Genomic DNA, 25,471 nt, shown 5'->3' on the forward strand with positions numbered 1-25,471 from the left:
TGATGATTTCTCAATCCTACGTGAGTGCCCACACAGATTGTCTGACATATTGTTAAAGAGCTGCTCTTGCGAGCGTTGCTTCGTTGCCGAAGCAGGAAGCGTATCTTACGCTTCTCAGCGTTTAAGTCAAGGCGAATTATGAAATTCTTTTTTGACTCAAACCTCAACTTTCTAAGTCTTCGCTTCGAATGTTGAGCGGGAGCGCCATTTTATACAGAAAACTTTGCGGGTCAAGGACCTTATCAATAAGTTTTCTGCGTGGCTGCTGCCTCGTTGACCACTCCGCATGTGCGGCCGGGCCATTGCCCCGTCAACGTGGAGGCGCATTATAGGCAGTTATCCTGAAGGCGCAAGACCTTAATTGACCGTTTAGAGTCGAACGCTCATTATAGCAGCGACCATGGCCTTTACAGGCTCAATTTGCTCAAAAAGGATACAACGATGGCATTGAAACCCTATAAAGGTAAGGTTCCGGCCCTGGGCGAACGCGCCTTTGTGGAGGAAAGTGCGGTACTTTACGGCGATATCACCTTGGCAGAAGATGCCAGCATCTGGCCACTCGTCGCGGCCCGCGGGGATGTAAACACTATCCGTATCGGTGCACGCTCCAATATTCAGGACGGATCCGTGCTTCATGTGACTCGTACGAGTGCAGATAACCCGATTGGCCACCCACTCGTGATCGGTGATGATGTGACCGTAGGCCACAAAGCCATGCTCCATGGCTGTACCATTGGCAATCGCGTACTGGTGGGCATGGGCGCCATCGTATTGGATGGGGCCATCGTAGAAAACGATGTCATGATTGCCGGAGGGGCCCTGGTTGCCCCAGGCAAGCGACTGGAGTCAGGCTTTCTTTATGTTGGTAGCCCAGCAAAGAAAGCGCGCGCACTCAGTGAAGAGGAGCTTGCCTTCTTAAAAGCCTCGGCAGACAACTATGTGCGGCTCAAGGATGAGTATCTGGTCGCGATCAAATAGTCCCTCTTTACTTTGCTGGATGCCCAAGCCAGATCCGGCCTTGGGCATCATACGCTTCATCCTCAATCAGGGCTTCGGCTTCCTCTTCCAGATCGAAGCGTAATTGTTCGAAGGCCACGCTTACAGATTCGGGCTCGGCGATAGGTTGAGCCCAACGTCGACTCAGCTGGGTCAGGCTGATAAAGCAAGGAACCCGCTGACCCGCCAGGATGGCATCAAAGCGGACCCAGCCCTGCTGCCAGTCCAGTTCGATCTGTTCATTAAATAAGATCTGCTGATTCACTGCACCACCCCCAGCTGCTCGGCCAACTCTTCTAATACTGGCACGACATTCGGCTGCACGCCCCGCCATAAAGCAAAACTCTCAGCGGCCTGGGACACCAGCATCCCCAGCCCTGCCAGGTGAGGGCCCCCGCCCTGTTGCCGGCCCCAGCTCTGAAAGGGGGTCATCTCTTTACCATAAGCCATATCATAAGTTGCGCCATTGTCACTGAGCATGACGCCTGTCATCGGCGGTAATTTGCCAGATAGCGATGCCGACGTGCCGTTGATGATCAAATCATACTCACCCGCCATCCCATCCAGACCAACACCAGCTACGTTCCCCAACTCGGCAAAATCCCGGGCCAAGGCTTCAGCCTTGCTGGCCGTCCGGTTGGCAATCACCAGGCTGGATGGCTGACAGGCTAGGATCGGCTGAAGCACTCCCCGCACCGCACCACCGGCTCCAAGAATGAGTATGCGGCGATCGGTCAAGACAATGCCACTATTACGCAGATCCGTGACCAGCCCCTTGCCATCGGTATTGTCTCCCAGCAAGCAGCCATCCTCCTGCCACACTAGTGTGTTGACAGCCCCGGCTCGACGAGCGCGTTCCGTGAGCCGATCACACAAAGTCAGTGCCTGCTCTTTAAAGGGTAAGGTCACGTTGGCGCCCTTCCCCCCCCGACGTCGAAAAGCACTAACCGCATCGGAAAAACCCTCCACGGGTGCTAGGATGGCCCGATACTCCATAGGTTGCTGCGTTTGCTCAGCAAAACGTTGGTGTATAAAAGGAGATTTACTGTGGTGAATTGGGTTACCGAATACCGCGTACTGATCCATGAAGTCCGCCATGTGATAGGAATTTTGAATGCTGTCTCTTATACGCCGGGGTTTGACCAGGAAGCAAGCGCAAAGCCCTTATGATCGCATCGGTGGCGCTCTCCCCCTGCAGGCCCTCTGCAAACATTTCTATCTGCTGATGGACAGTGCCTCAGAATACCAGTCCTTAAGGGTGCAGCATCCGGCGGATCTGACGGAGAGTGAGCAAAAGTTGTTTGAGTTTTTCAGCGGCTGGCTGGGTGGCCCGCCACTGTTTGAGCAAAAATATGGCCACCCAAAGTTGCGATTTAGACACCTTGGTTTTCGAATTGATAAGCAACAACGCAACTTATGGCTTCACTGTATGAAACGAGCACTGGAAGCCGAGATCAAAGATCGAGTTGCTCGTCAGGCCATGCTAAAAGCGCTGATCGAGCTTGCAGATCATATGCGGAATGTGGATGAGGGATGCCCTCTGGAGCTTCCCCCTTCAGGGCAGGACTAACTCAGTTCGCCAAGCCAATCCCGAGGCCGCAAGTAATGATAGAGTTTGGCCTCGGCACTACCCCGCTCTGGCTGATACTGATACTCCCAGCGCACCAGAGGGGGCATAGACATCAGGATGGACTCGGTGCGCCCGCCGGACTGCAGCCCGAACAGGGTGCCGCGGTCATAAACCAGGTTGAACTCCACGTACCGGCCCCGGCGATAGAGTTGGAACTGGCGCTCACGCTCGCCAAATGGGTGAGTTCGACGACGCTCGACGATGGGCAAATACGCCTCTAAAAAGCCATTGCCCACGGCCTGCATATAAGCAAAGCTCCGCTCAAAACCCGGTTGATTCAGATCGTCAAAAAATAGCCCACCGATCCCCCGAGTCTCATCTCTATGCTTTAGGTAGAAGTATTCATCACACCAGGCTTTATGCTCGGCATAACGTTGCTCGCCAAACGGTTGGCATAAGGTTTCGGCCACCTGGTGCCAATGCAGGATATCTTCGTCAAAAGGGTAGTAGGGAGTCAGATCAAAGCCCCCACCAAACCACCAGACCGGCGCCTCTCCCTCTTTTTCGGCGATAAAGAAACGCACATTGGCATGGGTTGTGGGTACATAGGGGTTGTTGGGGTGGATCACTAGGGAGACGCCCATAGCTTCAAAGCGTCGACCGGCCAATTCTGGACGGTGGGCCGTTGCCGATGCCGGCATCTGAGCACCAAACACATGGGAGAAGTTGACACCGGCCTGTTCAAAGATCTGGCCCTGAGACAGCACTCGGCTTTCGCCACCACCGCCCTCTTCTCGCTGCCAACTGTCCTGAACAAACTTGGCTCTACCATCGGCACGCTCCAGCGCCTGGCAGATCTGCTCCTGCAAATTAAGCAGATAGTGTTTAACGTCCGACTTGTTGACCGTCATGGATCCTTCCTGTGTTTATGATCCTCCGCGCAGCACCTCGCCGCTGCGGGCATCAAGAATAGTAGAAGGGGCAGTATCCCCTCCGACATCGCCGATCACCACCCCATCCAGGCGATCGCCTAAATCGGTTTCTACTTCCGCCACAGTTTGGGCTGGCGCCATACCGCTGAGGTTGGCACTGGTGGAGATCAACGGACCGCCGAACGCACAACAGAGATCGGCCACCTGAGGGTGCCCGGATACACGTACGGCGATAGAATCAAAGCGCCCCTTTACCCAGGCTGGTACGCTCGCTTTCGCAGGCACCACCCAGGTATAGGGGCCAGGCCAACGCGCCAGTATCTGGCGACGCTGTTCCTCGGACAGCATAGCGTCATCCACGTAACGCAATAGTTGTCCATAACTGGCGGCCACCAAGATCAATCCCTTTTCAACCGGGCGTTGCTTGATGGCCAGGAGTCGTCGAACCGCCGCTTCATTGAGCGGATCGCAACCCAAACCAAATACGGCTTCAGTGGGATAAGCGACAACACCGCCCCGTTCGATAACCAGGGCAGCCTCTGCAACGGTAAAACGACGACTCATAAGCTTACTGTACCAGCTTGGCCTGCAGAGCGGCGTCTTTCGCCTGAACGGCTTCGGCACTCTTTTGGCGCTCAGCTTTCACCTCGGCAGCCAGCTCATCGCTACCCACACCCAGGATCTGTGCAGCGAGGTAACCAGCGTTTTTGGCACCGGCTTTACCAATGGCGACGGTGGCAACCGGCACACCACCTGGCATCATTACGGTGGACAGCAGGGCATCGTGACCCTGCAGTGGGCCATTATCGATTGGCACACCGATCACCGGACGCGTGGTGATCCCGGCAACGGCACCAGCCAGGTGGGCTGCCAGGCCAGCGGCACAAATAAAGACCTTACAACCACGGGCCTCAGCATCAGTTACGTAAGCATGAGTGGCAGCGGGGGTACGGTGGGCAGAGGTCACCTTGGCTTCAAACGGAATATTAAAGCCCTTCAGGGTATCCAGGGTGGTTTGCATGATCGGCAGATCAGAGTCGGAGCCCATCAGAACGGCAACAAAAGGAGTGCTCATAGATCAGATTTCCTGTTAGTAGGTTTCAGAGGTTATTGTTATTGAGGACGATTATATCTATTCCGATTGATATTTGCAGAGCCGTTGAGGGCAAACTTGGCGATTTTTCCCGCGTACCTTTTTATCAACCAACAAAGGCCAGCCACATTCGGGGCAATCTTTTGCTATCGGTTTGTCATTGATCAGGTACTTACACTTAGGGTAATCGCTGCATGCAAAAAACTTTTTGCCAAAACGACTGGTTCGCTCGACCAACTCCCCACGCCGACACTGGGGACAAGTGATCACCTCGGCCTGTTGCTCAGGTTGATCCTTGACGATGTAGTCACAGTCGGGATGACGACTGCAGCCTATGTAGAATCCATAGCGCCCAGACTTCAGGGCGAGCAAAGCACCACACTGAGGACATTCAGTGTCTTCCAATAACTCATCGGCCTGGATAGATTTCTCTACCAAGGGGCGGTGATACTCGCAATTTGGGTAACTTTGACAACCCAAAAACGGACCATGCTTGCCATGGCGAATCGTTAGTTCACTTCCACAGTCAGGGCAAACCCCATACTCCCGCTCGAGCGCATGCTCGTGGGTTTGAAACAGCTGATGATCTATTTTGGCCATGGATTATCCTGACAGCACGGGCGACAGGTCGATTTTAGCAAGAACCGCTAAGGAAACGCACAAGCATAGGCAAGCCGAGGCAAACGAAAGGTTCAATGCCACCAGACCGAACCATCAAAAAGGGCGCCCAAGGGCGCCCATCTCAATGCAGTAGCCCTTCGGGCTCCTCAAAAATAAGGTCTTCCATCTGGTGGTACGCCTGCTCATTGCCGGGAGCATTAAACAGCACCATCAACACCACCCACTTCAGGTCATCCAGAGTTAAAGGCTCACCATCGAGCTCCATAACCCTATCCAGCACCATTTCCCTGGTGGTGGGATCCAGCACATGAACCTGTTCCAAAAACAGTATGAACCCCCGACACTGCGTATCAATTTTGCTCAGCTCGACCGGATTATAAATCCGCATGCTGGGTGTCTGACTCAGCACCATATAAGGCTGCAGATCGGAGTTTTGCAGTTCAGCCAGCTTCTCAATCCAGATCAAGGCCTTTCCTATCTCATCGGGACGGAATCCCGCGCGACTCAACTCCTCCGTCAGCTCTTCTCGGTCGAACAAGAGTTCAACGTCGCTCTGCACATAGGTCTCAAACAAGTACATCAAGATATCGAACATCACTAGCCTCCCCTAAGCCTCATGTAGCCACCGGGTACCGCAACGACCCAACCTTCCAGTTCCATCTCGACCAGTCGTTCGAGCACCACGTCAACCGGCAATTGACTGCGCTGAACGAGCAGGTCAATGGGCGTGGCCTCATACCCAACACTATCTAACAGCGGCTCATGTGGCAAATCCGGATGGGTACTCACCTCCATTGCCCTTATAGAAGCGCCCCACTGGGGTACCAACTCTTCATAGATATCGACCGGCCCAGTCGCCAGTTTGGCACCCTGCTGAATCAACCAGTGACAGCCCGCCGTATTGGGGTCCAGGACACTGCCCGGCATTGCAAATACCTCCCGCCCCTGCTCGGCGGCCAATCTGGCGGTGATCAATGACCCGCTTTTCAGCCCTGCAGACATCACCACCACACCATGAGCAAGACCACTGACGATGCGATTCCGTTGAGGGAAATGGTGTGCACGAACCGCTTGTTGAGGCCAGAACTCGGAGATCAGGGCACCCTGCTGTCGGATCTGGCCTGCCAATCCGATGTGTCGCTTAGGATAACAATGATCCAATCCACACCCGAGCACCGCCACCGTTTGGCCCTGCTGCAATGCCCCTCGATGGCAGGCCCCATCCACGCCCAGAGCCATCCCCGAGATCACCACCAATCCCATCCCGGCCAACTCGGCAGCCCACGCATTGGCAGCTTCCAAACAGGGAATGGCTGCGTTACGACTGCCCACCATGGCGATCCCTGGACGGGACAAGGCCTCCACTTGCCCCTGAACAAACAGCACAAGGGGCGCATCATCGATTGCCTTCAAGGCCGGCGGATATGCCTCATCCGCCCAATGCACAATATGGTGATCCTCACACCTCGCCTGCCACTCCAGAGCCAACTCAACCCAAGGCGAGCAGGTCAAGCTTCGACATTGGGCTTCTTCGACTCCTGGCAAGGTGCACGCCTGTGCTCGTTGCCAAAGGATTTGGAGCGGCAAGGCCTCCAGCAGTGTCTGTTTACGCCTACGCCCAAGTTTGGGTAGCCCCGCCAGGGCCAGGACAATTTCGAGATCAGTCGCCACTTTCTTGGCCAAAAGCCATAGGTTCAGGACGTAAGATCCGATCAGCGATCCGAACGGGTCGACGGCCATTGACGACCAACCCGTAGCTGATCCGTTCATGTACTTTGAACAGGACCAGTTCCCCGCGATACACCTCGGGGAGCAAGCGTACCCGACCGTCACTCAGGGTCGCCATCACCTTATCGTAGGCCCGATACTCTGCGGGATCGCGAAAAGTACGCTCCCTGCCACTTCCCTGTTCCACCACCTGGGTGGCCGGTTGGTGCACGGCAAACACCTGGCCAACCTCGGCCCCATCCTGGTGGCCGCGGTTAACGATGGCAACCTGCAAAGGGCCAATCTCACGCACCAGGTCATCCGTGGCCACGATCTCTCCAGTCAAAGCCTTAGGTGCCGGGTGAGGCATGATATACGCAGGCATCAGGGTATGCTCAGACAGGGGCATCAACCAGTGTCCTGGGGCGATCTCACTGTGAGCCGTCAATACTCTCAATCGAGATATCTCCCCCTGCTCTATGACCTCACCGGTACCCACGAGCCGAGCTTCCTGTCCCAACAAGGGACCATCGGGCCCATCATGCAAACGCCGCCCAGAGCGAAAAATCCCATAACGCTGCCCGATTGGCATGGATTGATCGATGAACACCACATCCCCACCGGCATAACGTACCGCTTCACGTTCACCGCCCATCACCACCGGGACCCCTGGCAATTCAGACTCGGACACCAAGGTGTGAAAATTCAGGTAGGGCTCAATCACCTTAAGAGGCAAGATAGGGGTTGCCCCTTTAGGCTGGATCCGCCCTCTGGGTGATAGCCGCACCTGAGGCTTGCGCACCAAGCGAGGCTCGCCATTGAGAAACACCAGAGTCAGGCGATCGCCAGGATAGATCAGGTGGGGATTGGCGATCTGGGGGTTTGCCCCCCATAACGTCGGCCAACGCCAGGGATCATCGAGAAATAGGGCAGATATGTCCCATAGAGTGTCGCCATTTTTCACGGTATAGGTCTGTGGGTGGCCCGGTTTCAGAGTGAGCAGATCTGCCCAAACCGGCCAGACAAGACCAAACAAAAGAAAAAATGTCAGCTTTTTCATGCTACTTCCTTGTCGCATAACGCCATTCCTCACCTTTCTGTCAATGGTGCGATCAAAGGGTTAAAATTAGCGAATACCTTCCTCAACCATAGTTGAGTTGAGGCAATACATTTTATTTTTGAAAGAGATTAACAATGGCCATCCGCGAAGTGCTTCGTTTTCCCGATGAACGTTTACGTACCGTCGCTCAACCCGTGACCGAATTCGGCCCGGACCTGCAACAACTTGTCGATGACATGTTTGAAACCATGTACGAAGAGCGCGGGATCGGTTTGGCCGCGACACAGATCAACGAACATATCCAGTTGATTGTCATGGATCTGTCTGAAGACAAGAGTGCCCCGAGGGTATTCATCAACCCCAAGTTAACTCAGGAGCATGGACACTTCACTAATGAAGAAGGTTGCCTCTCTGTCCCCGGGATCTACGCAAAAGTAGAACGTGCCGAGCAAGTTACGGTCGAGGCCCTGGATCGTCATGGCGACGCCTTTTCCCTGGAAACTGATGAATTGCTGGCGATTTGCATTCAGCATGAGATGGACCACCTGGCCGGTAAACTCTTTATCGACTATCTCTCACCTCTCAAGCGCCAACGCATCAAGCAAAAATTGGAAAAGGCCGCCAAACTCGAAGCCCGCCAGGCCTAGGAGCCAGACTTGACCCCATTAAAGATCGTTTTTGCCGGCACGCCGGATTTTGCTGCCGACCACCTGCAAGCTCTGCTGGACTCAGAGCATCAGGTCATCGCGGTTTACACTCAGCCTGATCGGCCGGCAGGTCGCGGCAAGAAGTTGACCGCCAGCCCGGTAAAAAATCTGGCTCTGAAACATGAGTTGCCCGTCTATCAGCCAAAAAGCCTGCGCGCCGAAGAGGCCCAGCAGGCGTTGGCCGCCATCGATTTCGATATCATGGTGGTGGTGGCCTATGGCCTGATCCTGCCCAAGGCCGTATTGGAACTGCCCGAGTACGGCTGCATCAATGTTCATGGCAGCCTGCTGCCTCGCTGGCGTGGGGCCGCTCCGATCCAGCGCGCTATCTGGGCCGGCGATGCCGAAACCGGCGTCACCATCATGCAGATGGATGTGGGATTGGATACCGGTGCCATGCTGCACAAGATCAGCTGTCCCATTGAGGACACCGACACTTCGGCCAGTCTCTATGCCAAGCTGGCCAAGCTCGGCCCGCTGGGCCTGGTGGAAGCCCTTGGGCCGATCGCCGATGGCACCGCCACCCCGGAAGTCCAGGATGAAGCCCTGGCCAACTATGCCGATAAACTCTCCAAGGAAGAAGCTGCGGTCGATTGGCATAAGGACGCCACAGCCTTGTGGCGTGAGGTCCGCGCCTTCAACCCCTGGCCGGTCAGCCACTTCCAGTGCGGTGACAACACCATCAAGCTTTGGCAGGCTCAGCCACTCGACGAGCTCACCGACCAAGCACCCGGTACCATCCTTCGCGCAGACAAAGCCGGTATCGCCGTCGCCACAGGAAAGGGCGTTTTGCTGCTGGAGTCCATTCAGTTGCCGGGCAAGAAAGCCATGGCTGCCAGCGACGTGCTCAATGCACGTAAAGAATGGTTTGAAGTGGGTAACCGACTCTGATGAACAATCGCTCCGACAATCGCCGCACCAACAAGCGAGGCGGCCAACAGCGCCCGGCCCCAAGAAACCTGCGCGCCGATGCCGCACAGGTGATCCTGGCCGTGATCGATCAGGGCCAGTCCATGGGACAGGCCCTGCCTAAAGCCCAGTCTGGCTATGCCGATGGTCGCGATAAGGGCCTCCTGGCGGAGATCTGCTATGGGGTCATGCGCAAACTCCCCCAACTGGATACCCAGGTACGTCGCCAACTGCAGCAACCCCTCAGCGGTAAGAAGCGGATCCTGCACTGCCTGCTGCTGGCCGGCCTCTACCAGCTCAAGCACACCCGTGTACCCGCCCATGCCGTGGTAGCCGAATCCGTCAATGCCTGTTTGGCACTGAGAGCCCCGGGCATGAAAGGCCTGATCAACGGCGTAATGCGCAACATGGAGCGGGATCTCGACGCCCTGATCGGTGAGCAGTTCGATGCCGAACCGGTAAAAACCCTGCATCCTGGATGGCTACTCAAGCGCCTTCAAACCGCGTACCCGGAGCAGTGGATGGAGATTGTTGAGGCCAACAACGCTCAACCGCCCCTATGGCTACGTAACAACCGCAGCAAACAAACCCGAGAGCAGGCACTCGCACGCCTGGATGAAGCCGGTGTTGATGCCCGGGCCCAGGGAGAGGAAGATGCCATTCTGCTCACCACCCCCTGTGATGTGACCGCCCTGCCCGGCTTTCAAGATGGCGATCTGTCCGTGCAGGATCTCAGCGCCCAGCAAAGCGCCCGCCTGCTCGATGCCCAACCCGGAGATCGAGTACTGGATGTATGCGCCGCCCCAGGCGGAAAAACCTGTCACATCCTCGAGCAGCAGCCTCAGCTTAAAGAGATGGTCGCGGTGGATCTGGAAGCCAAACGTCTGGAGCGAGTGCAACAAAACCTAGATCGCATCGGCCTTAAGGCCACCCTGCACTGTGGCGATGCCAGCCACCCTTACCAGTGGTGGGACAAGCAGGCGTTCGATCGTATTCTACTGGATGCCCCCTGCTCGGCGACCGGCGTGATCCGCCGCAATCCCGACAGCAAATGGTTGCGTCGAGATGCGGACATTGAGCGGCTGGCTCAAGTCCAGGCCGATATCCTGGAGGCGATCTGGCCTCTGCTCAAGCCTGGCGGCACCCTGATCTACGCGACCTGTTCGGTATTGCCAGAAGAAAACCAAGAGCAGATCAAAGCGTTTCTTCAAAAAACCGCCGATGCTATGCTCTCTCCAATTCATCAACAGGAACTGGATGCGCAGCCCGGATGGCAATTACTGCCCCGGAACGACGGTGGCGACGGCTTCTACTATGCCCGCCTGATCAAATCCGCGCACTAAAAGTGGCATGAAGATCATAATTCTAGGTGCCGGCCAAGTGGGCGGTACCCTGGCCGAGAACCTGGTCGGGGAAAACAACGACATCACCATCGTTGACAGCAATATGCAGGCGCTACGCGCCCTGCAGGATAAGCTGGATCTGAGGGTGATCCACGGTCATGCCGGTCACCCTCACGTATTGAGGGATGCCGGGGCCGAAGACGCCGACATGCTGATCGCCGTGACCAACTCCGACGACAGTAACATGGTGGCCTGTCACCTGGCCTATACCCTGTTCGGCACGCCAACAAAAATCGCTCGGATCCGCAACGCGGCCTACCTCAACAAAAAGGACCAACTGTTCCAAACCGGGGGGGCCGATCCCGATGCTCGAGGCCGCTTCTTTATCGACGAATTGATCGCACCTGAACAGTTAGTGACCGATTACATTCATCGTTTGGTGGAATATCCGGGCGCTTTACAAGTTCTGGAGTTTGCCGGTGGCAAGGCCAGTCTGGTGGCGATCAAGGCCTATTACGGGGGCTCTCTGGTGGGCTGTGCCCTGTCGGCGTTGAAAGAGCATATGCCCAATATCGATACCCGGGTCGCTGCGATCTTCCGTCAGGGTCGGCCCATCATGCCGCGGGGAACAACGGTGATCGAAGCCGATGACGAGGTCTTCTTCGTCGCCGACTCCAAGCATATCCGGGCGGTGATGAGCGAAATGCAGAAGCTGGAATCCAGTTACCGCAACATCATGATCGCCGGTGGCGGCAATATTGGCTTTGGCTTGGCCAGGGCACTGGAATCTTTCCATGAGGTAAAACTGATCGAGCGTGATGCTGAGCGGGCAGCCCGCCTCTCGGAGTTTCTCGAAGACACCACGGTGTTTCATGGTGACGCCTCCGACCATGAACTGCTCAGTGAAGAGCAGATCGATCAGATCGATGCCTTTATCGCCGTCACCAACGACGATGAAGCCAACATCATGTCCGCCCTGTTGGCCAAACGTATGGGGGCAAAAAAGGTCATGGTGCTGATCCAGCGCGAGGCTTACGTCGATCTGGTTCAGGATGCCAATATTGATATTGCCATCTCGCCCCAGCAAGCCACCATTTCCGCCCTCCTGACCCATGTGCGCCAAGGAGACATCAATAATGTTTACTCCTTGCGACGGGGTGCGGCAGAAGCCATTGAAGCGGTCGCCCATGGCGATCCCAACACCTCCAAGGTGGTAGGACGCCAGGTGCAGGAGATCAAACTGCCGCCGGGCACCACCATCGGTGCCATCGTTCGCAAGGATGAAGTCATGATGGCCCATGATAAAACGGTGATCGAACAGGACGACCACGTCATCCTGCTGCTGGTGGACAAGAAACATATCCGTGAAGTGGAGAAACTGTTCCAGCCCTCGGCCCTGTTCTTCTAAAGAGCAAGAGAACAAAAACGCCGGCAGATGCCGGCGTTTTTTGTTCAGGCTTCCTTCGCCATCTCATCGATGGCCAGGGCGAAAGCCTCCACCTCTCCATAATCGGTGTAATCGATCACCGTATCGGGCGCAGTAGGCCCCTTGGTCATCTTCATAATGAATTTGATGGACAGGCTGTCCCAAAATCCCCAGTTCGGGTAATCCACCTTGCCCGCCACCACTTTAAGCAGTTGCGGCTTCCAGGGAGATTTGGCGAGGAACTTCTGCATATAGCGATTTCCCTCGACCGTCGCCTTGGCCGGATTGCGAGCCACAACGGACAGGCAGTAAAAGGCATTATGACGTGCCTCAATCTGCTCTCGGTGCTCCTCGATAAAGGCCCAGACGCTGTCATCGAAGTTACCGTAAAGCACCGGCGCCCCCACGACGACAGTGTGGTACTGATCCCAATCTATCCCTTCATGCTTGGCTTCCACCACGTCCATCATGTCACACGCCGTTCCCTGTGCCTGAATGTGGCCCATCAAGGTACGGGCGACCCGAGCGGTATGTCCCCGCCGGCTCATGTAGACGATCAAAACCCCGGGCATGCTGCCTCCTGCAAAACGATTTTATTAACCTGAGTGCAATATGCGGGGGTTTCACGTTACTTTCCAGCATAAAGATCACAGCCGCATCACAGCTCCCGTAGGATCAGCATAAAACGGGATCTGGATCTGACCGTCGCACTTTACACCCGCGGATGTTAATATAAGATTAAGCTAATTTAGAGATTTCACTGAGGTAGTCGAATCATGGACGCTCCCGAGCTAAACCTTGAAGATATGGCCAGCAACGCCGATGACGCCGCTCGGCTACTGAAAAGCATCGCCAACCCCCACCGGCTGATGATCCTGTGCCTCCTGCTCAAGCAGGAGATGACGGTTACCGAACTGAATGCCAAGGTACCGCTGAGTCAATCGGCCCTGTCTCAGCACCTGGCGGTCCTTCGCAAAGAAGGCTTGGTTGAAACCCGGAAAGAATCTTTGCTTGTCTGGTATCGCCTATCGAGCCCTGAAGTCGAAGCGATCCTTGCCACCCTCTATGGGATCTACTGCGCGCCAGAAGAGTCCATCGCTGCGATCTGATCGGCAAACAGCTCAACTCGACCCCAGTCCGTAAACTCTTGCACCGTCGTCGGCTGAGTTGGCCCTTTGGTCAACCACATGATAAAGCGGATAACCATACGGTCACGCCAGCCATAACTGGGGTAATCCAACTTACCGGCGAACACCCCCTGTAGCTCCGGCTGCCAATCCGACCTTTTACGAAACAGGCGAATATAAGGGCTACCCTCGGGTGTATCCTTAGTGGGTTTTCGTGCTACCAAATTCACACTGAAAAATGCCGAAGGCCGATTGGCCAGCAGTGCCCGATGGCGGTCAATGAAATCAAACAGGGCTGGACGGTACTTGCCATAACGGATGGATGCACCGATCACCACCTTATCAAACTCCACAAGCCCAACAGAGCAGCGCTCTATGGCCATCACCTGCACCTGATGTTCCTGTGCTTCCAGCCGAGCGGCAATACGCTGAGCAATCTTCTTAGTCTGTCCATCCACGGTGGAATAAAGGATCAGCGTCCGTTGCATGATCTGACGACTCCTAACTTTTCCAAAAGGCCGGGGTGAAGAGCACCAGAAGGGTAAAGATCTCCAGGCGACCAAACAGCATTCCCAGCACCAACAGCCACTTGGCTATCCCATCGACATCGCCATAATGAGAGGCCACATCCCCTAACCCGGGACCAAGGTTGTTAAGTGACGCGGCCGTGGCAGAGAAGGCGGTAAGGTCATCCATGCCCGTCGCTAACAGCGCCACCATGATCAAGACAAATACCACAGCATAAGCCGCGAAAAAACCCCAAACGGCATCGATAACCCTATCATTGACCGGCTTATTGTTTAAACGGATGGAGAACATTGCTCTCGGATGAACCAGGCGCTTAAGCTCCCGCATTCCCTGCAAAGATAACAGTGTGACCCGCATTACCTTGATACCCCCTCCGGTTGAGCCAGCACAGCCTCCAATGAAACTTGAGAAGATCAACAGAATAGGTAAGAAGAGTGGCCAGCCTGCAAAACTTTCCGTTGCAAAACCTGCCGTGGTCGACATGGATACGGCCTGAAACAGGGCTTTATCCATGGCAACCTCAGGCGAGTCATAGACCTGATGACTCAGCAACACCAGAAACACCAGTAATGCCAGACCCACCTGCAGCCCGAGAAACATACGCACTTCGGCATCTCGCCAATAGGTGGCCAGGCGGATCCCACGCTTACTAAAGGCCGTAAAGTGAAGGCTGAAGTTGATTGCCGACAGCAGCAAAAAAAACACGGCAATGCCATTGATCAGCGCACTGTCAAAGTGCCCCATGCTAGCGTCGTAGCTGGAGAACCCTCCAATGGCAATCGTGGAAAAAGCATGACCTATGGCGTCGAAGGCATCCATTCCTGCCAGATAGTATGCCCCCGCACAGGCCAATGTCATGGTCAAATAGATGTACCACAATGCCTTGGCTGTTTCGGCGATCCTCGGTGTCATCTTGTTGTCTTTTACCGGTCCAGGGGTTTCACAGCGATACAATTGCATCCCCCCCACTCCCAGCATGGGTAACACGGCAACCGCCAACACAATGATCCCCATTCCCCCCAACCACTGCAGCAAGTGCCGGTAAAACAGGATCGCTTTGGGCAGATCATCCAGCCCAGTGATCACCGTAGCACCTGTAGTTGTCAGCGCTGAAAATGACTCAAACATGGCATCGGTAAACGTCAGATCGGGACGTTCAGAAAGGACAAAAGGGATGGCCCCCATACTCCCCAGCACCGTCCAAAACAGCACCACAACCAGGAAACCTTCCCGAGTACGCATCTCCGCCTTGGCTCGACGATTTGGGTACCATAAAGCCAGCCCGAGCAACAGACTGAGGCAAAATGCCTGCATAAAGGCCGTTCCGCCCCCATCCTTATAGAGGATGGCGATCAAAGCTGGAGGTAGCATGGTGGCGCTGAAAATGGCCACCAGTAATCCGATGATCCGGATAATAGTGCGGTATTCCATGGGATCTTTTCTGTTTACTTTGCCGCTAGCATACTCCAACGGCATTACACTGTTAACGAATAAGAGTTGTAGGGGGTAACTCAATCCGGCCGAATACGCAGACGACCACGACTGCCATCCGCCAGCATCTGACCGAAGCTCATCAAACTTGCAGAGGGCAGAGCCAGTGTGAGTTGAACCTGGCTGCCATAATCCTGTTTGAGGATCTCACCTTGGTGCTGTTCCACCAGATGGGTGATCAAGGACATATCGGCGTAGTCGCAGACAAGATAAACCTGGGTCATGGGCACAAAAGGCTGAGTTTCTAAGGCCTCCAACGCCATTTTTACCCCCCCTGCATAGGCCCGCACCAAGCCCCCAACCCCCAGCTTGATACCGCCGGAGTATCGCACCACCACCGCCGCCAACTGGCCCACTCCGCTACCCAGCAACACATTGAGCATGGGCCGACCTGCAGAGCCCGCCGGTTCGCCATCATCGGAAGCACCGACATCACGCGTACAGCCCGGTCGACCTGCGGCAAAGGCTAGGCAATGGTGACGGGCGTCGGGATGAGTTTCCCGCATTCGGGCATGAAACGTCCGAGCCGCCTTGCCATCACTGACCGCTTCGATTCGGGTAATGAAACGGCTTCGTTTTATCGTCTCTTCCACTTCAACTGGACCGGCAGGTACCGCGAAACTTTCCTGGGTCATTCAGTCCAACCCCTGGCTGCGGGTAAGGTTCTCGACGCCGATAGACTGGACCAGGACATCGTCCTCGATCCGGATCCCGCCATAGGGACGCAACCAATCGATCCCCTCACTCTTCAGCATGGCCTTTGCCTGTGCAGGAAGCGACTCCAACAAACTATCAATCACATACAAGCCCGGCTCAATGGTCAGCACCATTCCCGGCTCCATGATCCGGGTGCAACGCAAAGTCATGCCATCTGGTGGTGCCAGATGGGTGCCCTGCTCGTCCTGCATAAATCCCGCAACATCATGAACCTGTAAACCAATGGGGTGTCCAAGGCCATGAGGGAAGAACGCCTTGGTGACGCCCGAAGCAACCAGTCCGTCCTCCGAGCCGGTGGCCAGCCCAAAGGACTTCAGCACGCTTGCAACCCTCAGGTGCATCGCCTTATGCAGTTCGATATAACTCAGTCCAGGGCGAATCAACTGAATCATGGCTTGCTGGTGCTCATCCATGGCCGCAATCAACTCAGCATAGCGACTGAGCGGATCATAGGCATAGGTACGGGTGATATCGGCGGCATAACCGTTATAGGAGGCTCCCGCATCGATCAGGAAGCTGCGAAGCACCTTGGGAGATGTCCTATCCAGTTGGGTGTAGTGCAAAATGGCACAGTTCTGATTCAGCGCAATGATATTGCCATAAGGCACATCATTCTCGCCTTGAGATGTCGCCGACAAGTAGGCTTGCTGAATGGCAAACTCACTGGCTCCATTAAAGAACGCCTCCCGCGCCGCCTCGTGACCGGTTACGGCAATGCGATTGGCCTGCCGCATGGACTCTATCTCATACCCCGTCTTAATACTTCGACCAAAGTGCAGTGCGTCCATCAAGCTTGCTGGATTGACCTTGTCTATGCTCAAAGCAGTGGCCCGCTCGGGATGGGCGCCGATATAAGCCATTTCAGCCCCACCAGGCAGTAATTCAGGTAGCCGTTCCAAGCGTTCGAATACCACCAATTCCAGCTCCTGGGTCCAGTGATCCTGCGGGACAGGTGGCACCTTGTGCCAATAATCCACTGGGCGGTAGAAAAACAGTATGGGCTTTTCGCCCTGTGTCACCAGCAGGAAACAGTGGGGATGTTCAACTAAGGGAACCCAATGCTTAAAGTGAGGATTAACCTTGAAAGGGTAATCCAAGTCATCCTGAAATAGCGGCAGGGGGACGCCAGCATCGATCACCATGCCTCGCAACTGATGCTGCTCCAGTAGGCGATCTGACCGCTGGCGTAATATTTGAACATGCTCCGAGTACAGGCTGACAAGGCGCCCCATGGTTTCCCCACAAACAATTTTGAGATCTCCGCAGTGTATCACCACGACTGCAGAGGGCCATACCAAGGGCAATCAAACAAGCGTTTAAAAACGAGTTGCATTTTTTTGTGCAGCAAATCACACTTGGTCACATTACCATCACCGGATGTGGACACATGGACGTGCTAATAAGGAAGCCAGAATGATTTATCAGAGTAATTCATTACAGGTAGATTGGCTCGAACCCGGCATCGCTGAACTTAAGTTCAATGCACCAGGATCGGTCAACAAGCTCGACCAAGCCACCCTGACTGAACTCGGCCAGGCTCTGGATAAACTCAATGCTCAAGCCGAACTGCAAGGGGTCCTGCTCTCCAGTAGCAAATCCTCCTTTATCGTCGGGGCCGACATTACCGAATTTACCGCCCTCTTTGCCGAGCCTGATGAAGTGCTGCTGCAATGGCTGGCGGAAGCCAATGCGGTCTTCAATAAACTCGAAGATCTGCCGGTCCCCACGGTCGCTGCCGTTAATGGCTTTGCCCTGGGGGGAGGCTGCGAAACCATTCTGGCCTGCGATCTGCGAATAGCGGACCGTTCGGCGCGGATCGGCCTGCCAGAAGTTCTGTTGGGGATCATGCCAGGATTTGGTGGGACCGTACGCCTGCCCCGCCTTATTGGCGCCGACAACGCGCTGGAATGGATGACCACAGGCAAACCAAACAAACCGGAATCGGTACTGGCGGTCAACGCCGTCGATGCCGTTGTTGAAGATGATCTGCACGGCCAGAGCGTCGCCCTGCTCAAGCGAGCCATCCTGGGTGAGATCGACTGGCAGGCACGCAGGGCCAAGAAACAGGCCCCTCTGTCCCTGTCTAAGATCGAAGCCCAGATGGCCTTTACCAGCGCCAAAGGCATGGTGGCCATGAAGGCCGGGCCGCACTACCCCGCACCCCACGCCATGGTCGCGCTGGTAGAAGCGGTCGCAGGCGCCGGTCGAGATCAGGCCCTGCTGGCAGAGAGCCAAGCCTTCCTCAAACTGGCCCGTACCGAACAGGCCGGTGCGATGATCGGTAACTTCCTCAATGATCAGTACGTCAAAGGCCTGGCCAAGAAGGCCGCCAAGGCCGGTACTCCAGTCAAGCAAGCCGCAGTGCTGGGTGCCGGGATCATGGGTGGTGGGATCGCGTACCAAAGCGCCAGCAAAGGGGTCCCTGTGGTGATGAAAGACATCGCCCAGCCTGCACTGGATCTGGGCCTGAGTGAAGCGACCAAACTGCTGACCAAACAGGTTGAACGGGGCCGTCTGAAGCCGACCGCCATGGCCAACGTGCTCAATAGCATTGTCCCGACGCTGAGCAGCAATACGGTCGCCACTGCCGAGGTGGTGGTCGAAGCCGTGGTGGAAAACCCGAAGATCAAAAGCATGGTGCTAGCCGAAATGGAAGGGGTGATCAACAAGGATGCAGTCCTGACTTCCAATACCTCTACCATCTCCATCACCTCTCTGGCGCAGAGCCTTGAACGCCCCGAACAGTTCTGCGGTATGCACTTCTTCAACCCGGTGCACCGCATGCCTCTGGTAGAGGTGATCCGGGGCGAAAAGAGCTCAGATGAAACCGTCGCCAAGGTGGTGGCCTACGCCGCCCAGATCGGCAAGACCCCTATCGTTGTCAATGACTGTCCGGGTTTCTTTGTTAACCGAGTGCTCTTCCCCTACTTCGCCGGTTTCAGCCTGATGGTCAAAGAGGGCATCGACTTTCAGCTGATCGATAAGGTCATGAGCAAACAGTTTGGTTGGCCCATGGGACCCGCCTACCTGCTGGATGTGGTCGGGATCGACACGGCTCATCACTGTCTGGACGTCATGGCAGAGGGCTTCCCGGAGCGTATGGGCAAGCTCGACAAGGACCCTGTGGATCTGCTGTTTAATGCCGACCGCTATGGACAAAAGAATGGAAAAGGCTTCTTTATCTACGCCCCGGATCGCAAAGGCAAGCCAAAGAAGACTGTCTGTCCGGATGCCCTCGCCCTGCTGCAGGGGGCCTATGGCGAATTCCAGCCACTGGACGCGGATGCAATCATTGCCCGCACCATGGTGCCGATGATCAAAGAAACCGTGCGCTGCCTCGAAGAGGGCATTATTGCCACCCCAGCGGAAGCCGATATGGCGCTGATGTACGGCCTGGGCTTCCCCCCCTTCCGTGGTGGCGTCTTCCGCTATCTGGACACCCTGGGGTTGGACCGCTTCGTTGCACTGGCCGACAGCTATACCCACCTGGGTCCCCTGTATCGGGTAACCGATAAACTTCGCGCCATGGCCGAGAGCGGCGAGCGCTTCTATCAAGGACAGTAAGGAGTCGTGATGAACCAGGCCGTTATCGTCGATTGTATTCGTACCCCCATGGGCCGCTCCAAGGGGGGCGCCTTTCGCAACGTGCGGGCAGAATCCCTCTCCGCACACTTGATGCAACAACTGCTGCAACGGAATTCGCAGTTGGATCCAAACGAACTGGAAGATGTGATCTGGGGCTGTGTGCAGCAGACCCTGGAGCAAGGCTTCAACGTGGGCCGTAATGCCGCGTTGCTGGCGGGCCTGCCCAAGAGTATTGGTGCCGTAACCGTCAACCGTCTGTGTGGCTCCTCCATGCAGGCGATCCATGATGCTACGCGGGCCATCATGGTGGGTGACGGTGATAGCTTTATCGTCGGCGGGGTCGAGCACATGGGTCATGTTCCCATGAGCCATGGTGTGGATTTCCACCCTGGTCTGGCCCACAACGTCGCCAAGGCGGCGGGGATGATGGGGCTGACTGCAGAGATGTTGGGCAAGCTTCACGGGATCAGCCGCGAGCAACAGGATGCCTTTGCCCTGCGCTCCCATCAACGTGCCCATGCCGCCAGTCAGGAAGGCCGGTTCGAAAAAGAGATCGCCCCACTGGAGGGTCACGATGCCGCAGGCAACCTGATCCGGGTGGATCGGGATGAGGTGATCCGGCCCGAGACCACAATGGAGAGCCTTGCGGCTCTGCGCCCGGTATTCGATCCCGTCAATGGTACCGTTACTGCAGGCACCTCCTCAGCCCTGTCCGATGGTGCGGCGGCCCTGCTAATGATGAGCGAAACCAAGGCCAAGGTATTAGGGCTTCCGATCCGCGCCAGGATCAAGGCCATGGCCGTTGCCGGCTGTGATCCCTCGATAATGGGGTATGGTCCGGTCCCAGCCACCCAAAAGGCCCTGAAAAGGGCGGGCCTCACCATGGACGACATCGATCTGGTAGAGCTCAACGAAGCCTTTGCCGCCCAGTCACTACCTTGCATTAAGGATCTGGGCCTGACAGAAATGATGGAAGATAAAGTGAATCTCAATGGCGGTGCCATCGCTCTCGGCCATCCGCTAGGTTGCTCCGGTGCCCGGATCAGCACCACTCTGCTCAACCTGATGGAATCCAGGGATGCGACATTAGGGCTCGCCACCATGTGTATAGGTCTGGGCCAGGGGATCGCCACGATCTTCGAGCGAGTCTAGAATATACATAAGAAGGGCGCCGCACGATGCGGCGCCCTTTTTGTTGACCAGATCACCTTACCGTGGTCAAAAAAAACACAGACATTGATCCCGCTGGCGAAGGGCGTACCATGTGCGCCCTGACTTTTTATTGGGTGATATTCATGTCCGATCTCTTCCACTGTGCCGAGCACACATTAGATGCCATGGGCCTGCGTTGCCCGGAACCTGTGATGATGGTGCGTAAAACTGTCCGCAAGATGGCAGCTGGCGAGACCCTGCTCGTCACGGCAGACGATCCCTCCACGACTCGGGATATCCCCAGCTTCTGTCGCTTTATGGATCACACCCTAGTCGCCAGCGATACAGAAGCTGCTCCCTACCGCTACCTGATCCGTAAGGGCGAGTGATCTCGATTCGTATACAATGTTTCACGTGAAACATTACTCGTGGGGACACTCACGATAGCTGGGGCACCCGACTAGATGGTCATTGACCATCCCCACCGCCTGCATAAATGCATAGCAGATGGTGCTACCAACGAAACTGAAGCCCGCCTTCTTAAGTGCCCTGCTCATGGCATCTGACTGATCCGTGGAGGTCGGCAACTGGCTCAACTCGGTCCATCGGTTCACCTTGGTATCCCCACCGACAAACCCCCAGAGAAACTCGGAAAAATCGATTCCTTTCGCCTCCAAGGCCAAGAAAGCCCGGGCATTTTTGATGATTGAATTCACCTTAAGACGATTACGCACAATGCCAGGATCCTTCAGTAACTGCTCGATCTTTGTCTCGTCGTACTGGGCAATCTTGGCGGGCTCGAAGCCATCGAATGCTCTGCGATAACCCTCGGTCTTCCTGAGGATGATCAACCAGGACAACCCGGCCTGCTGGCCATCAAGACATAGTTTTTCAAACAATTCCCGCTTATCCCGAACCGGACGTCCCCACTGCCTGTCGTGATAATCGACATAATCAGGGTCGGTGCCACACCAGCCACATCGTTGCCCTTCGCTCATTGATGCTCCCTTTGCCCAATTAAACGGGTTAAGTTCTACCCCATATCGACAAAATTTAACCTACATCTGTTTGTACGCACAGGGTATAATTGCTTCCATTTACCAAAATCCACACCGCATTCAGGTGAGATCCCATGCACAAGTATGACACCAAGACCTTTCAGGGCCTGATCATGGCCCTGCAGGACTACTGGGCCCAGCAAGGCTGTGCCGTAGTTCAGCCGCTGGATATGGAAGTCGGCGCCGGTACCTCCCACCCGCTGACCTGTCTGCGCGCCCTCGGCCCAGAGCCGTTTGCCGCTGCCTATGTCCAACCCTCCCGCCGTCCGACCGATGGTCGTTACGGTGAGAACCCAAACCGCCTCCAGCATTACTACCAGTTCCAGGTAATGATGAAGCCGTCGCCCGATAACATTCAGGAGCTGTACCTGGGCTCGCTGAAGGCCATCGGTATGGATCCCGAAGTTCACGACATCCGCTTCGTCGAAGACAACTGGGAAAACCCGACACTGGGCGCCTGGGGACTCGGCTGGGAAGTTTGGCTGGACGGCATGGAAGTGACTCAGTTTACTTACTTCCAGCAAGTCGGTGGCCTGGAGTGTAAGCCGGTGACCGGCGAGATCACCTATGGTCTTGAGCGTCTGGCCATGTACGTCCAGGGTGTCGACAGCGTCTACGATCTGATCTGGGCCGATGGCCCCTTCGGCACCATCACTTATGGGGATGTGTTCCATCAGAACGAGGTGGAGCAATCCACCTACAACTTCGAACACGCCGATGTGGATGCCCTGTTCGCCCAGTTCGAGCAGTCTGAAAAAGAGTGTCAGCACCTGCTGAGTCTGGAGAAGCCCCTTCCGCTGCCAGCCTACGAGCGCGTCCTGGATGCGGGCCACGCCTTTAACCTGCTGGATGCCCGTAAGGCGATCTCGGTCACCGAACGTCAGCGCTACATCCTGCGGATCCGCACCCTGACCAAAGCGGTCGCCGAAGCGTACTACGCCTCCCGTGAAGCCATGGGCTTCCCAATGTGCAAGTGAGGGCATGATGGAACAACAAACTTTCCTGGTTGAGATCGGCACCGAAGAGTTGCCACCGAAATCCTTGCGTACACTGGCTGAATCCTTCGCCACTAACCTGGTCGCTGGCCTGGAAAAGGCGGAAGTCCCCCATGGTCAGATGGAATGGTTCGCCTCCCCTCGCCGCCTGGCCGTGAAGATCGCCGATATGTCTGCGAATCAGCCGGATAAAATCGTCGAAAAACGCGGCCCGGCCATCGCCGCCGCATTCGATGCCGATGGCAACCCGACCAAGGCCGCCCAGGGCTGGGCCCGTGGGAACGGCATCAGTGTCGAGCAGGCCGAACGCCTCAAAACCGATAAGGGCGAATGGCTGCTGCACAAGGCAGAAGTGAAGGGGCAAGCGGTTCAAGGCCTGCTGCCCGATCTGGTCGCCCAGGCGCTGGCCAAGCTGCCGATCCCCAAGCCAATGCGCTGGGGCGCCTACGACACTCAGTTTATCCGCCCGGTAAAGACCGTTACCCTGTTGCTGGGCAGTGAGTCCATCAAAGCCACCATTCTAGGCAAAGAGAGCGACACCCTGATCCAGGGCCACCGCTTCATGGGTGAGCAAACACTCACCATCGACTCTGCCGATCAGTACCCCCAGTGTCTGCTGGATGGCAACTATGTGCTGGCCGATTACGAAGCCCGTAAGGCGAAGATCAAGCAGGACATCGAAGCCGCCGCCGCGGTGATCGGCGGCAAGGCCGATCTGGATGACGAACTACTGGAAGAGGTCACCTCCCTGGTCGAATGGCCCGTCGTGCTGACCGCCTCCTTTGAACCGGAATTCCTCAAGGTTCCCGCCGAAGCCCTCGTCTATACCATGAAGGGCGATCAGAAATACTTCCCCGTCTATGACAACGACGGTGAGCTGATGCCTAAGTTTATCTTCGTCTCCAACATCGAATCGAAAGATCCGGCGGTGGTGATCGACGGTAACGAAAAGGTCGTCCGTCCCCGCCTGGCGGATGCCGAGTTTTTCTTCAACACCGATAAGAAGCGCAAGCTGATCGATCAGCTTCCCCGCCTCGAAAGTGTGCTGTTCCAGAAACAGCTGGGTACCCTCAAAGATAAGACTGACCGGATCCAGGGGATGGCCGCCCACGTCGCCAAGCTGATCGGTGCTAACGAGGAGCACGCCTCCCGCGCCGGCTTGTTGTCCAAGTGCGATCTGATGACCGACATGGTGTTCGAGTTTACCGACACTCAGGGGATCATGGGCATGCACTACGCCCGCCACGATGGCGAGGCCGAAGAGGTTGCCTTAGCCCTGAATGAGCAATACCAGCCACGTTACGCGGGTGATGAGTTGCCTGGTTCAGGTGTGGCCCAGGCGTTGGCGATCGCCGATAAGATGGATTCCCTGGTGGGGATCTTCGGTATCGGTCAACCACCGAAAGCCGATCGCGATCCCTTTGCCCTGCGTCGCGCCGCCATTGGTGTGCTGCGTATCGCCGTCGAGAAGCAGTTGCCACTCGACCTGTTCGATCTGGCGGCTTACAGCTACAGCCTGTTCGCCGAGCAGGGTAAGCTGGAGAACGATCCCAAGCATGCCGTTAAGGTATGCGATCAGGTGGTCGAGTTCATGTTGGCCCGCTTCCGCGCCTCCTATCAGGAACAAGGCTTCCCGGTGGATGTGATCCAGGCGGTTCTGGCCCTGCGTCCAACCCGTCCGATGGACTTCGATCAGCGTGTGAAAGCCATGCAGCACTTCCGCAGCCTGGACGCCGCAGAAGCCCTGGCCGCCGCCAACAAGCGGGTTGGGAATATCCTGGCCAAGGTTGAAGGGGCAATCGCCGACAGCGTCGATCCTGCCCTGCTGCAGGAGGATGCCGAGCAGGCATTGGCCGCCAAGGTTGCCGAAGTGTCAGCCGAGATCAGTCCGCTGTACGCCAATGGCGACTACCAGCAGGGCCTGATCAAGCTGGCCGAGTTGCGTGAATCCGTAGATCAGTTCTTCGATAACGTCATGGTTAACGCCGACGACGCTGCGCTGCGTGCTAACCGTCAGGCACTGCTCAAGCAATTGCGGGCGCTGTTTATGCAGGTGGGCGACATCTCCCTGCTGCAACAATAACGACCTGATATACAAACAAGGCCACCGCGAGGTGGCCTTTTTCTTACCCTTAACTCTGAAGCACCAACCCAAAAATAAATAATTAAAAAACAATGTATTACTCCTTGATTTGGCTTTCCTTGCATCTAACCTGAGTGTAAAAATGGGGCGAACCAGACATCGTAAGTTAACCCCTAAGTGGACACGAGTAGCGTACAAGAACTGAGCCCCTCGTAGCTTTTCAACCACTCCGACATCAGCTCGCGCCTTGGGTTACACCTCATTGTTCTTCACACAGAACTTGATGTTCTTGCGAAACAGATTGGCATACGGATCGATCTGCCTATAATGCCCAAAACCGGTGCGCACGCTTTTTTATGGCGGGTTCGTGC

At 55.9% G+C, this 25,471-nt stretch carries 27 protein-coding genes; 12 read left to right on the forward strand and 15 right to left on the reverse strand.

The features are described from left to right. Positions 1-441: 441 nt before the first annotated feature. A complete protein-coding gene (locus AC2D8U_RS19365; protein ID WP_484620730.1) occupies positions 442-978 on the forward strand; it encodes a gamma carbonic anhydrase family protein in 537 nt (178 codons plus the stop codon). A 7-nt stretch (positions 979-985) separates the two neighbouring features. Here the strand turns inward: AC2D8U_RS19365 and AC2D8U_RS19370 are convergent, their stop codons facing one another. Together AC2D8U_RS19370 and aroE are read right to left on the reverse strand one after the other, a co-directional pair. Continuing rightward, positions 986-1,261 carry a DUF1488 family protein gene (locus AC2D8U_RS19370; protein WP_484620731.1) on the reverse strand — a complete coding sequence of 92 codons (276 nt, stop codon included), beginning with the start codon at positions 1,259-1,261 and terminating at the stop codon, positions 986-988. Beyond that, on the reverse strand, positions 1,258-2,082 hold the full coding sequence (gene aroE, locus AC2D8U_RS19375) for a shikimate dehydrogenase (protein ID WP_484620732.1): 825 nt from the start codon (positions 2,080-2,082) through the stop codon (positions 1,258-1,260). The genes AC2D8U_RS19370 and aroE overlap by 4 nt, the downstream gene beginning before the upstream one ends. 28 nt (positions 2,083-2,110) lie before the next feature. Here aroE and AC2D8U_RS19380 point away from each other — a divergent pair, with 28 nt between their 5' ends. After that, positions 2,111-2,566, forward strand: coding sequence for a group II truncated hemoglobin (locus AC2D8U_RS19380; protein WP_484620733.1), 456 nt, complete (start codon positions 2,111-2,113; stop codon positions 2,564-2,566). Here the strand turns inward: AC2D8U_RS19380 and hemF are convergent. From hemF to AC2D8U_RS19415, 7 genes are all read right to left on the reverse strand, one after another. Continuing rightward, positions 2,563-3,477: an oxygen-dependent coproporphyrinogen oxidase gene (gene hemF / locus AC2D8U_RS19385; RefSeq protein ID WP_484620734.1), complete on the reverse strand. Its 915-nt coding sequence runs from the start codon at positions 3,475-3,477 to the stop codon at positions 2,563-2,565. The two genes, AC2D8U_RS19380 and hemF, sit on opposite strands and share 4 nt — an antisense overlap. Positions 3,478-3,492: 15 nt before the next feature. Continuing rightward, on the reverse strand, positions 3,493-4,062 hold the full coding sequence (gene tsaC, locus AC2D8U_RS19390) for an L-threonylcarbamoyladenylate synthase type 1 TsaC (protein WP_484620735.1): 570 nt from the start codon (positions 4,060-4,062) through the stop codon (positions 3,493-3,495). Positions 4,063-4,066: 4 nt separating this feature from the next. Then, the gene (gene purE / locus AC2D8U_RS19395) at positions 4,067-4,573 is read right to left on the reverse strand and encodes a 5-(carboxyamino)imidazole ribonucleotide mutase (protein WP_484620736.1); all 507 of its coding nucleotides are present in this window, start codon (positions 4,571-4,573) and stop codon (positions 4,067-4,069) included. Between the two features lie 57 nt (positions 4,574-4,630). After that, positions 4,631-5,191 carry a DNA topoisomerase family protein gene (locus tag AC2D8U_RS19400; RefSeq protein WP_484620737.1) on the reverse strand — a complete coding sequence of 187 codons (561 nt, stop codon included), beginning with the start codon at positions 5,189-5,191 and terminating at the stop codon, positions 4,631-4,633. A 142-nt stretch (positions 5,192-5,333) separates the two neighbouring features. After that, positions 5,334-5,807, reverse strand: coding sequence for a DUF494 family protein (locus AC2D8U_RS19405; RefSeq protein ID WP_484620738.1), 474 nt, complete (start codon positions 5,805-5,807; stop codon positions 5,334-5,336). Positions 5,808-5,809: 2 nt separating this feature from the next. Further along, entirely contained in the window at positions 5,810-6,982 is a 1,173-nt protein-coding gene (gene dprA, locus AC2D8U_RS19410; RefSeq protein ID WP_484620739.1) for a DNA-processing protein DprA, read from the reverse strand. Then, on the reverse strand, positions 6,873-7,979 hold the full coding sequence (locus tag AC2D8U_RS19415) for a LysM peptidoglycan-binding domain-containing protein (protein ID WP_484620740.1): 1,107 nt from the start codon (positions 7,977-7,979) through the stop codon (positions 6,873-6,875). Before AC2D8U_RS19415 ends, dprA begins: the two co-directional genes overlap by 110 nt. A gap of 134 nt (positions 7,980-8,113) precedes the next feature. On the opposite strand from AC2D8U_RS19415, the gene def reads away from it, so the two are divergent. From def to trkA, 4 genes are read left to right on the forward strand one after another with little or no spacing between them, the layout of a single operon-like run. Continuing rightward, a complete protein-coding gene (def, locus tag AC2D8U_RS19420; RefSeq protein WP_484620741.1) occupies positions 8,114-8,626 on the forward strand; it encodes a peptide deformylase in 513 nt (170 codons plus the stop codon). A 9-nt stretch (positions 8,627-8,635) separates the two neighbouring features. After that, positions 8,636-9,577 carry a methionyl-tRNA formyltransferase gene (fmt, locus tag AC2D8U_RS19425; RefSeq protein WP_484620742.1) on the forward strand — a complete coding sequence of 314 codons (942 nt, stop codon included), beginning with the start codon at positions 8,636-8,638 and terminating at the stop codon, positions 9,575-9,577. Further along, positions 9,577-10,938, forward strand: a complete 1,362-nt coding sequence (gene rsmB, locus AC2D8U_RS19430; protein WP_484620743.1) for a 16S rRNA (cytosine(967)-C(5))-methyltransferase RsmB — start codon at positions 9,577-9,579, stop codon at positions 10,936-10,938. Before fmt ends, rsmB begins: the two co-directional genes overlap by 1 nt. Positions 10,939-10,945: 7 nt before the next feature. Next, entirely contained in the window at positions 10,946-12,346 is a 1,401-nt protein-coding gene (gene trkA / locus AC2D8U_RS19435; protein WP_484620744.1) for a Trk system potassium transporter TrkA, read from the forward strand. A 44-nt stretch (positions 12,347-12,390) separates the two neighbouring features. Here trkA and hemG (AC2D8U_RS19440) read toward each other — a convergent pair whose 3' ends face one another. Then, positions 12,391-12,936 (reverse strand): menaquinone-dependent protoporphyrinogen IX dehydrogenase, encoded by a 546-nt coding sequence (hemG, locus tag AC2D8U_RS19440; RefSeq protein ID WP_484620745.1) that lies wholly within the window; start codon positions 12,934-12,936, stop codon positions 12,391-12,393. Between the two features lie 204 nt (positions 12,937-13,140). Here hemG (AC2D8U_RS19440) and AC2D8U_RS19445 point away from each other — a divergent pair, with 204 nt between their 5' ends. After that, the gene (locus AC2D8U_RS19445) at positions 13,141-13,473 is read left to right on the forward strand and encodes an ArsR/SmtB family transcription factor (RefSeq protein ID WP_484620746.1); all 333 of its coding nucleotides are present in this window, start codon (positions 13,141-13,143) and stop codon (positions 13,471-13,473) included. Here AC2D8U_RS19445 and hemG (AC2D8U_RS19450) read toward each other — a convergent pair. The 4 genes from hemG (AC2D8U_RS19450) to pepQ all read right to left on the reverse strand — a co-directional run bounded on the left by hemG (AC2D8U_RS19450) (position 13,437) and on the right by pepQ (position 17,459). Then, entirely contained in the window at positions 13,437-13,979 is a 543-nt protein-coding gene (gene hemG, locus AC2D8U_RS19450; protein WP_484620747.1) for a menaquinone-dependent protoporphyrinogen IX dehydrogenase, read from the reverse strand. The two genes, AC2D8U_RS19445 and hemG (AC2D8U_RS19450), sit on opposite strands and share 37 nt — an antisense overlap. Positions 13,980-13,992: 13 nt before the next feature. Next, complete coding sequence (locus AC2D8U_RS19455) at positions 13,993-15,450, reverse strand: TrkH family potassium uptake protein (protein WP_484620748.1); 1,458 nt, start codon at positions 15,448-15,450, stop codon at positions 13,993-13,995. 80 nt (positions 15,451-15,530) lie between these two features. Then, on the reverse strand, positions 15,531-16,145 hold the full coding sequence (locus tag AC2D8U_RS19460; RefSeq protein ID WP_484620749.1) for a YigZ family protein: 615 nt from the start codon (positions 16,143-16,145) through the stop codon (positions 15,531-15,533). Beyond that, entirely contained in the window at positions 16,146-17,459 is a 1,314-nt protein-coding gene (gene pepQ / locus AC2D8U_RS19465; RefSeq protein ID WP_484620750.1) for a Xaa-Pro dipeptidase, read from the reverse strand. A gap of 181 nt (positions 17,460-17,640) precedes the next feature. Here pepQ and fadB point away from each other — a divergent pair, with 181 nt between their 5' ends. The 3 genes from fadB to tusA all read left to right on the forward strand — a co-directional run bounded on the left by fadB (position 17,641) and on the right by tusA (position 21,353). Next, the gene (gene fadB, locus AC2D8U_RS19470) at positions 17,641-19,791 is read left to right on the forward strand and encodes a fatty acid oxidation complex subunit alpha FadB (protein ID WP_484620751.1); all 2,151 of its coding nucleotides are present in this window, start codon (positions 17,641-17,643) and stop codon (positions 19,789-19,791) included. Positions 19,792-19,800: 9 nt separating this feature from the next. Continuing rightward, positions 19,801-20,964 (forward strand): acetyl-CoA C-acyltransferase FadA, encoded by a 1,164-nt coding sequence (gene fadA / locus AC2D8U_RS19475; protein WP_484620752.1) that lies wholly within the window; start codon positions 19,801-19,803, stop codon positions 20,962-20,964. Between the two features lie 143 nt (positions 20,965-21,107). Next, a complete protein-coding gene (gene tusA, locus AC2D8U_RS19480; RefSeq protein WP_484620753.1) occupies positions 21,108-21,353 on the forward strand; it encodes a sulfurtransferase TusA in 246 nt (81 codons plus the stop codon). A 33-nt stretch (positions 21,354-21,386) separates the two neighbouring features. Here the strand turns inward: tusA and AC2D8U_RS19485 are convergent, their stop codons facing one another. Continuing rightward, the gene (locus tag AC2D8U_RS19485) at positions 21,387-21,962 is read right to left on the reverse strand and encodes a DNA-3-methyladenine glycosylase I (RefSeq protein WP_484620754.1); all 576 of its coding nucleotides are present in this window, start codon (positions 21,960-21,962) and stop codon (positions 21,387-21,389) included. A 134-nt stretch (positions 21,963-22,096) separates the two neighbouring features. On the opposite strand from AC2D8U_RS19485, the gene glyQ reads away from it, so the two are divergent. After that, entirely contained in the window at positions 22,097-22,999 is a 903-nt protein-coding gene (gene glyQ, locus AC2D8U_RS19490) for a glycine--tRNA ligase subunit alpha (RefSeq protein WP_484620755.1), read from the forward strand. 7 nt (positions 23,000-23,006) lie between these two features. Beyond that, positions 23,007-25,100, forward strand: a complete 2,094-nt coding sequence (gene glyS, locus AC2D8U_RS19495; protein WP_484620756.1) for a glycine--tRNA ligase subunit beta — start codon at positions 23,007-23,009, stop codon at positions 25,098-25,100. The last annotated feature ends 371 nt before the right edge of the window (positions 25,101-25,471 follow it).

The organism is Ferrimonas sp. YIN67 (genome assembly GCF_057219095.1).

What these genes read in the sequence shown, in the direction of transcription:
- tsaC (WP_484620735.1), bottom strand. Translation starts at nt 4,062, where the DNA reads ATGAGTCGTCGTTTTACCGTTGCAGAGGCTGCCCTGGTTATCGAACGG.
- fadA (WP_484620752.1), top strand. Translation starts at nt 19,801, where the DNA reads ATGAACCAGGCCGTTATCGTCGATTGTATTCGTACCCCCATGGGCCGC.
- purE (WP_484620736.1), bottom strand. Translation starts at nt 4,573, where the DNA reads ATGAGCACTCCTTTTGTTGCCGTTCTGATGGGCTCCGACTCTGATCTG.
- glyS (WP_484620756.1), top strand. Translation starts at nt 23,007, where the DNA reads ATGGAACAACAAACTTTCCTGGTTGAGATCGGCACCGAAGAGTTGCCA.
- glyQ (WP_484620755.1), top strand. Translation starts at nt 22,097, where the DNA reads ATGCACAAGTATGACACCAAGACCTTTCAGGGCCTGATCATGGCCCTG.
- hemF (WP_484620734.1), bottom strand. Translation starts at nt 3,477, where the DNA reads ATGACGGTCAACAAGTCGGACGTTAAACACTATCTGCTTAATTTGCAG.
- AC2D8U_RS19400 (WP_484620737.1), bottom strand. Translation starts at nt 5,191, where the DNA reads ATGGCCAAAATAGATCATCAGCTGTTTCAAACCCACGAGCATGCGCTC.
- AC2D8U_RS19405 (WP_484620738.1), bottom strand. Translation starts at nt 5,807, where the DNA reads ATGTTCGATATCTTGATGTACTTGTTTGAGACCTATGTGCAGAGCGAC.
- trkA (WP_484620744.1), top strand. Translation starts at nt 10,946, where the DNA reads ATGAAGATCATAATTCTAGGTGCCGGCCAAGTGGGCGGTACCCTGGCC.
- AC2D8U_RS19415 (WP_484620740.1), bottom strand. Translation starts at nt 7,979, where the DNA reads ATGAAAAAGCTGACATTTTTTCTTTTGTTTGGTCTTGTCTGGCCGGTT.
- hemG (WP_484620747.1), bottom strand. Translation starts at nt 13,979, where the DNA reads ATGCAACGGACGCTGATCCTTTATTCCACCGTGGATGGACAGACTAAG.
- AC2D8U_RS19485 (WP_484620754.1), bottom strand. Translation starts at nt 21,962, where the DNA reads ATGAGCGAAGGGCAACGATGTGGCTGGTGTGGCACCGACCCTGATTAT.
- tusA (WP_484620753.1), top strand. Translation starts at nt 21,108, where the DNA reads ATGTCCGATCTCTTCCACTGTGCCGAGCACACATTAGATGCCATGGGC.
- def (WP_484620741.1), top strand. Translation starts at nt 8,114, where the DNA reads ATGGCCATCCGCGAAGTGCTTCGTTTTCCCGATGAACGTTTACGTACC.
- AC2D8U_RS19460 (WP_484620749.1), bottom strand. Translation starts at nt 16,145, where the DNA reads ATGACCCAGGAAAGTTTCGCGGTACCTGCCGGTCCAGTTGAAGTGGAA.
- pepQ (WP_484620750.1), bottom strand. Translation starts at nt 17,459, where the DNA reads ATGGGGCGCCTTGTCAGCCTGTACTCGGAGCATGTTCAAATATTACGC.
- AC2D8U_RS19445 (WP_484620746.1), top strand. Translation starts at nt 13,141, where the DNA reads ATGGACGCTCCCGAGCTAAACCTTGAAGATATGGCCAGCAACGCCGAT.
- rsmB (WP_484620743.1), top strand. Translation starts at nt 9,577, where the DNA reads ATGAACAATCGCTCCGACAATCGCCGCACCAACAAGCGAGGCGGCCAA.
- AC2D8U_RS19455 (WP_484620748.1), bottom strand. Translation starts at nt 15,450, where the DNA reads ATGGAATACCGCACTATTATCCGGATCATCGGATTACTGGTGGCCATT.
- dprA (WP_484620739.1), bottom strand. Translation starts at nt 6,982, where the DNA reads ATGAACGGATCAGCTACGGGTTGGTCGTCAATGGCCGTCGACCCGTTC.
- fadB (WP_484620751.1), top strand. Translation starts at nt 17,641, where the DNA reads ATGATTTATCAGAGTAATTCATTACAGGTAGATTGGCTCGAACCCGGC.
- aroE (WP_484620732.1), bottom strand. Translation starts at nt 2,082, where the DNA reads ATGGATCAGTACGCGGTATTCGGTAACCCAATTCACCACAGTAAATCT.
- AC2D8U_RS19365 (WP_484620730.1), top strand. Translation starts at nt 442, where the DNA reads ATGGCATTGAAACCCTATAAAGGTAAGGTTCCGGCCCTGGGCGAACGC.
- hemG (WP_484620745.1), bottom strand. Translation starts at nt 12,936, where the DNA reads ATGCCCGGGGTTTTGATCGTCTACATGAGCCGGCGGGGACATACCGCT.
- AC2D8U_RS19380 (WP_484620733.1), top strand. Translation starts at nt 2,111, where the DNA reads ATGCTGTCTCTTATACGCCGGGGTTTGACCAGGAAGCAAGCGCAAAGC.